Source organism: Nonomuraea aridisoli (assembly GCF_003236395.1).
Taxonomy (GTDB): Bacteria; Actinomycetota; Actinomycetes; order Streptosporangiales; family Streptosporangiaceae; genus Nonomuraea; species Nonomuraea aridisoli.
Genome location: NZ_POUD01000412.1, coordinates 1 through 5,846, shown reverse-complemented (window position 1 = coordinate 5,846; position 5,846 = coordinate 1). Strand labels below are relative to the sequence as shown.

The window sequence follows — 5,846 nt, the reverse complement described above, 5'->3', positions numbered from 1 at the left end:
GGTGTGTGCTTCGGCGGTGGTGGTGGGCCCCGGGGCCGGCCAGGTGGTGGCAGGTGGTCCCGGGGCCCGGGAGGTCAGGAGCGGCGGAGTTGGAAGGTGAGGGAGAGGTCCGCGTCCTGGTGGGAGGGGAGGCTCTCGGTCGTGCCTTCGGTGAGGGTGGTGGCGAGGACTTCCTCGGCCACCACGTTGCCCTCGGTGCGCAGCGCCTCCGCGAGTTCGGGCGACGTCGTGGTCCACCACAGCTCGATGCGGTCGCTGATCGACAGGCCGGTCGACTTGCGGGCGTCCTGGACCAGGCGGATGACCTCGCGCAGCAGGCCGGCGCGGCGCAGCTCGTCGGTCAGCTCCAGGTCGAGGGCCACCGTCTCGCCCGTGCCCGTGCCGATGGCGCCCGTCTCGACCGCCCAGCCCGAACGCGGCTGCTCGTTGACGATCACCTCGTCGGGGCCGAGCGTGATCTCGCCCAGCTCGTCGGACTCCACCATGACCGTGCTGCCCGAACGCAGGGCCCTGGCCAGGCGGGTGGGGTCGGCGGCGGACACCGCGGCGGCCACCAGCTTGGTCTGCGAGCCGAAGCGCTTGCCGAGCGCCCGGAAGTTCGGCTTCACGGTGTACGACACGAGGTCGGCGCTGAAGCCCGCCATGTCCTCGAGCGACTGGACGTTCAGCTCGTCGGCCACCAGGCCGCGCAGCTCGTCGGGGAGCGACGGCCAGTCGTGCGCCCCCACGAGGGCGCGGCGCAGCGGCTGGCGGGTCTTCACACCCGACGAGGCACGGGCCGAGCGGCCCAGCTCCACCAGGCGGCGTACCAGCGCCATCTGGTCCGACAGGGCCGGGTCGAGCAGGTCCTGGCGCACCTGCGGCCAGGACGCCAGGTGGACGGAGGAGGGCGCGTCGGCCGGGCGCAGGACGTCCCACAGGTAGTCGGTGAGGAACGGCGTGATGGGCGCCAGCAGCCGCAGCGTCGTCTCCAGGCACTCGTACAGGGTCGCGAAGGCGTCCTGGGAGCCCTGCCAGAAGCGGCGGCGCGAGCGGCGGACGTACCAGTTGGACAGGTCGTCGAGGAAGTCGGCCAGGCGGCGGCCGGCGCGCTGGGTGTCGTAGTCGTCCAGCGACGCCGTGACCTCGGCCACCGTACGGTGCAGCTCGGCCAGCACCCAGCGGTCGAGCAGCGGGCGCTCGGCGGCCGGGGTGGCCTGCGCCAGCATCGACGGCGACCAGGACTCGGCGTTGGCGTAGAGGGTGAAGAACGACGAGGTGTTCCAGAGCGTCAGCAGGACCTTGCGGACGATCTCCTCGAGGGTGTTGTGCCCCACCCGGCGCGAGGCCCACGGCGAGCCCGAGCAGGCCATGAACCAGCGCAGCGCGTCGGCGCCGTGGCGGTCCATCAGCGGGATCGGCTCGAGGATGTTGCCGAGGTGCTTGCTCATCTTGCGGCCGTCCTCGGCCAGGATGAGGCCGAGGCAGAGTACGTTCTCGTAGGAGGACTGGCCGAAGACGAGCGTGCCGACGGCCATCAGCGAGTAGAACCAGCCGCGCGTCTGGTCGGTGGCCTCGCAGATGAACTGCGCCGGGTAGACGCCCTCGGGCTTGCCGCGCTCGCCCCACTGCGCGAACGGCATCGAGCCGGAGTCGTACCAGGCGTCGATGACGTCGGGCACGCGCCGCGCCTCGCCGCCGCAGGACGGGCAGGCGAACGTCACGTCGTCGACGTACGGGCGATGGGGGTCGAGGGCGGAGATGTCGCGGCCGGCGAGCGTGCCGAGCTCCTCCAGCGAGCCCACGCACGTGATGTGGGACTCGTCGTCGGTGCACACCCACAGCGGCAGCGGCGTGCCCCAGTAACGGGAGCGCGACAGCGACCAGTCGACGTTGTTGCGCAGCCACTCGCCGAAGCGGCCCCACTTGATCGTGTCGGGGTACCAGGTGGTGCCGGCGTTCTCGGCCAGCATCTGCTCCTTGACGGCGGTGGTGCGGATGTACCACGACGGGAGCGCGTAGTAGAGCAGCGGGGTGTGGCAGCGCCAGCAGTGGGGGTAGCTGTGCTCGAAGTGGCCGCCGCGGAACAGCAGGCCGCGCGCCCGCAGGTCTTCGGTCAGCTCCTCGTCGGCGTCCTTGAAGAACCGGCCGCCGACCATGGGGACGTCGTCGAGGAAGCGGCCGTCGGGGCCGATCGGGTTGACGACGGGCATGTCGTAGCGCCTGATGACGGCCATGTCGTCGGCGCCGAAGGCGGGGGCCTGGTGGACCAGGCCGGTGCCGTCCTCGACGGTGACGTAGTCGCCCAGCACGACGTAGTGGGCGCCCGGGATGTCGACCAGGTCGAACGGGCGGCTGTAGGCGGTGCGCTCCAGTTCGCGGCCGCTGTAGCGAGCCACCTCGGTGGCGCCCTCGCCGAGCACCGACAGCAGCGGCTCGGCCACGACCAGCACCTCGCCGTCGGCGGTGCGGGCCGCGACGTAGGTGACGTCGGGGTGCACGGCGACGGCCGTGTTGGAGACCAGCGTCCACGGCGTGGTCGTCCAGATCAGCAGCGAGGCGCCGAGGTCGGCGAGGGGGCCGGACGTCACGGGCATGCGGACGTAGACCGACGGGCTGGAGACGGTCTCGTAGCCGCCGGGCTGGCCCAGCTCGTGGTCGGACAGGCCGGTGCCGCAGCGCGGGCAGTAGGGGGTGATCCGGAAGTCGCGGAACAGCAGCCCCTTGTCGAAGACGACCTTCAGCGACCACCACACCGACTCGATGTAGGACGGGTCCATGGTGCGGTAGGCCTGCGACAGGTCGATCCAGTAGCCCATACGCTCGGTGAGCTGCTCGAACGCGTCGACGTGACGCAGCACCGACTCGCGGCACTTGGCGTTGAACTCGGCGATGCCGTACGACTCGATGTCCTTCTTGCCGGACAGGCCGAGCTCTTTCTCGACGCCGACCTCGACGGGCAGGCCGTGGCAGTCCCAGCCCGCCTTGCGCGGGACGCTGAAGCCGCGCATCGACTTGTAGCGCGGGAACAGGTCCTTGAACACGCGCGCCTCGACGTGGTGGACGCCGGGCAGGCCGTTGGCCGTGGGCGGGCCCTCGTAGAACACCCAGGCGGGGTTGCCGGAGTTCTGCTCCACGGAACGCTCGAAGATCTTCCCGTCCCGCCAGCGTTCGAGGACCTCACGCTCGAGCGCGGGCAGGTCGACCTGCGCGGGAAGAGAGCGGAACGTTGGGGACGACATGTCGGGCGTGACCTCCACGCTTGATCGGCCGGCAGGGCTCTTCGTCTCGCGTGAAGGGACGAAGCCACGCGGCTCCGCGGTACCACCCTTCTTGACCTCGGGTGCGAGGCCCTCTTCATTAGGACTGCTGCCGGTTCTACTGAGCTCGTCAGAGCCGTTCTTCCGGCGGCTCCGGGGTGATATCCCTCACAGTCGGGCCCCATCGACGCCTTGCAGGCTTAAACCATAACGCAGAGCGGGGCCTGAGGCTTCCACGTTTTCCCCGTGGTTCCCCCAGGTGGGGCGTACGCCGCGTCAAGGGACGACCATCACCACGCTGCACGGACGGTCTGAACGCCGCGAAGTTGTGGGAATGGACGTCGCTGGGGAGGAGTTGAATGCGCGAGGCGGGATAGTACGGGGGAGGTAAACCGTCCGGCGGGTCGTTTGCCGTTCCGTTATACGGATCCTAAGCTGCCCGCACCATTACGGCCTTGATCAGCATGGAGGCAGCCATGGCGGCAGTCACGCAGACCACCACTCCGTCGATGTGGTCCGACGAGGAGCTGGCCGAGGTACGCGGCAGGCTTCAGCAGGAGATCGACGAGCTCGAGGCGGACATCCTCCGTCACGAGACAGAGATAGCCTCTGGAGACGTCACCCAGGGCGCCGGCGACGACCAGGCGGACGCCGGCCAGAAGACGTACGAGCGCGAACGCGAGATCGCCCTTACCCTGAATGCGCGCGATCTCGTCGCGCAGAACGAACGTGCGATCGCCAGGATCGACGCCGGGACCTATGGAGTGTGCGAATCGTGCCACAAGCCGATCGGGAAGGAACGCCTGCAGGCGTTCCCGAGGGCGACGCTGTGCGTGGCCTGCAAGCAGAAGGAGGAGCGCCGATAGGATCAGCGCCGCCGGCCGCAACCCCCCGCCGGCGCCTGTTCGCGGTACTCGTCGTGCTGGCGGCCGTCATCTACGCGGCCGACCTCGTGACCAAGACGGTCGCCCTGCGCACGCTGGAAGGACAGGCGCCGCACGTGGTCATCCCGGACGTCCTGCAGTTCCGGTTGATCTTCAACTCCGGTGCCGCGTTCAGCATCGGCACCGGAATGACCTTCGTCTTCACCCTCATCGCCGCGGGCGTCGTCGTCGCGATCGTGCGCACCGCCCGCAAGCTCGGCAGCCGGGGCTGGGCGTTCACGCTCGGGCTGCTGCTCGGCGGGGCGCTCGGCAACCTCACCGACCGGCTGCTGCGCTACCCCTCGGGGTTCGGGCGGCCCAAGCAGCTCCAAGGGCACGTCGTCGACTTCATCGAGGTACTGCCGGGGCACTTCCCCGTCATCGACTACTTCCCGGTGTTCAACATCGCCGACTCCGCGATCGTCTGCGGCGGCATCCTGGCGGTCATCCTGGCCTGGCGCAACGTGCAGATCGACGGGTCCAAGGAGGTGGCGAAGGATGAGTGAGCAGCGCAGCCTGCCGGTGCCCGACGGTCTGGAGGGCGAGCGTCTCGACGCCGCGTTGTCGCGGTTGTTCGGCTTCTCCCGCACACGCGCCGCCGAGCTGATCGTCGCCGGCGAGGTGCTGGTCGACGGCCGGCAGCCGGCCAAGTCGGAGCGGGTGCGCGCCGGCGCCTGGCTCGACGTCACGCTGCCGCCGCCGGTGGCCACGCCCATGCCGGTCGCCGAGCCGGTGCCCGGCATGACCATCGTCTACGAGGACGACGACATCGTCGTGGTCAACAAGCCCATCGGCGTCGCCGCCCATCCCACCGTCGGCTGGAGCGGCCCCACCGTGATCGGCGGGCTGCTCGGCGCCGGTCACACCATCGCGACCAGCGGCGCGGCCGAGCGGCAGGGCATCGTGCACCGGCTCGACGCCAACACCACGGGCGCGATGGTGGTGGCCAAGAGCGAGCACGCCTACTCCCACCTCAAGCGCGCCTTCAAGGAGCGCACGGTCGACAAGCGTTACCACGCGCTCGTCCAGGGGCATCCCGACCCGTTCCGGGGCACCGTCGACGCGCCGATCGACCGGCACCCGTCCGGTGACGGCCGGTTCGCGGTGGTGGCCGGGGGCAAGCCGTCGGTGACCCACTACGACACGGTCGAGGCGTTCCGGGCGGCGTCCCTGCTGGACATCAAGCTCGAGACCGGGCGCACCCACCAGATCAGGGTCCACATGTCGGCGCTGCGCCACCCCTGCGTCGGCGACCTGCTCTACGGCGCCGACCCCACGCTCGCGGCCCGGCTGGGCGTCACCCGGCAATGGCTGCACGCGGTCGCGCTCGGCTTCGAGCACCCGGCGACGGGGGAGTGGATGTCGTTCAGCACCGACTATCCGCAGGACCTGCAGAAGGCCCTCGACCTGGTGCGCGACGAGTCCTGAGGCGGCCCCGCCCGCTCCGCCCGCCGGCCCGCGGCCCTGCCGTTCGAGCCCTGCGCCCCGCCGTTCGAGCCCTCCACCCTGCCGGGTGACTCGCTGGGGCCGGCGGGTGGCTCGCTGGAGCCCTGCGAGGGCTTTTCCTCCTTCTCTTCCTTGTCCTTCTTGGTCTTGGTGGGTTTAGGCTCCCGCGTCCGGCGGTTCTCCCCGGCGTTGCCGTCGTCACCGCGCCTCTCCGTGCCGCGCTCCCGGGGCTGCTGGG

At 70.4% G+C, this 5,846-nt stretch carries 4 protein-coding genes; 3 read left to right on the top strand and 1 reads right to left on the bottom strand.

Translation table 11 applies throughout. The annotated features are described in order from the left end of the window. Nucleotides 1-74: 74 nt before the first annotated feature. Nucleotides 75-3,221, bottom strand: a complete 3,147-nt coding sequence (gene ileS, locus C1J01_RS45630; protein ID WP_111185243.1) for an isoleucine--tRNA ligase — start codon at nt 3,219-3,221, stop codon at nt 75-77. A gap of 473 nt (nt 3,222-3,694) precedes the next feature. Between ileS and C1J01_RS45625 the strand changes: the two genes are divergently transcribed. From C1J01_RS45625 to C1J01_RS45615, 3 genes are read left to right on the top strand one after another with little or no spacing between them, the layout of a single operon-like run. Beyond that, a complete protein-coding gene (locus tag C1J01_RS45625) occupies nt 3,695-4,105 on the top strand; it encodes a TraR/DksA family transcriptional regulator (protein ID WP_438943192.1) in 411 nt (136 codons plus the stop codon). Nucleotides 4,106-4,158: 53 nt separating this feature from the next. Continuing rightward, nucleotides 4,159-4,668 carry a signal peptidase II gene (locus C1J01_RS45620; protein WP_111185241.1) on the top strand — a complete coding sequence of 170 codons (510 nt, stop codon included), beginning with the start codon at nt 4,159-4,161 and terminating at the stop codon, nt 4,666-4,668. Continuing rightward, complete coding sequence (locus tag C1J01_RS45615) at nt 4,661-5,590, top strand: RluA family pseudouridine synthase (RefSeq protein ID WP_111185240.1); 930 nt, start codon at nt 4,661-4,663, stop codon at nt 5,588-5,590. The genes C1J01_RS45620 and C1J01_RS45615 overlap by 8 nt, the downstream gene beginning before the upstream one ends. Nucleotides 5,591-5,846 lie beyond the last annotated feature (256 nt).

Coding starts and splice junctions, on each gene's coding strand:
- ileS (WP_111185243.1), bottom strand. CDS start 3,221: ATGTCGTCCCCAACGTTCCGCTCTCTTCCCGCGCAGGTCGACCTGCCC.
- C1J01_RS45615 (WP_111185240.1), top strand. CDS start 4,661: ATGAGTGAGCAGCGCAGCCTGCCGGTGCCCGACGGTCTGGAGGGCGAG.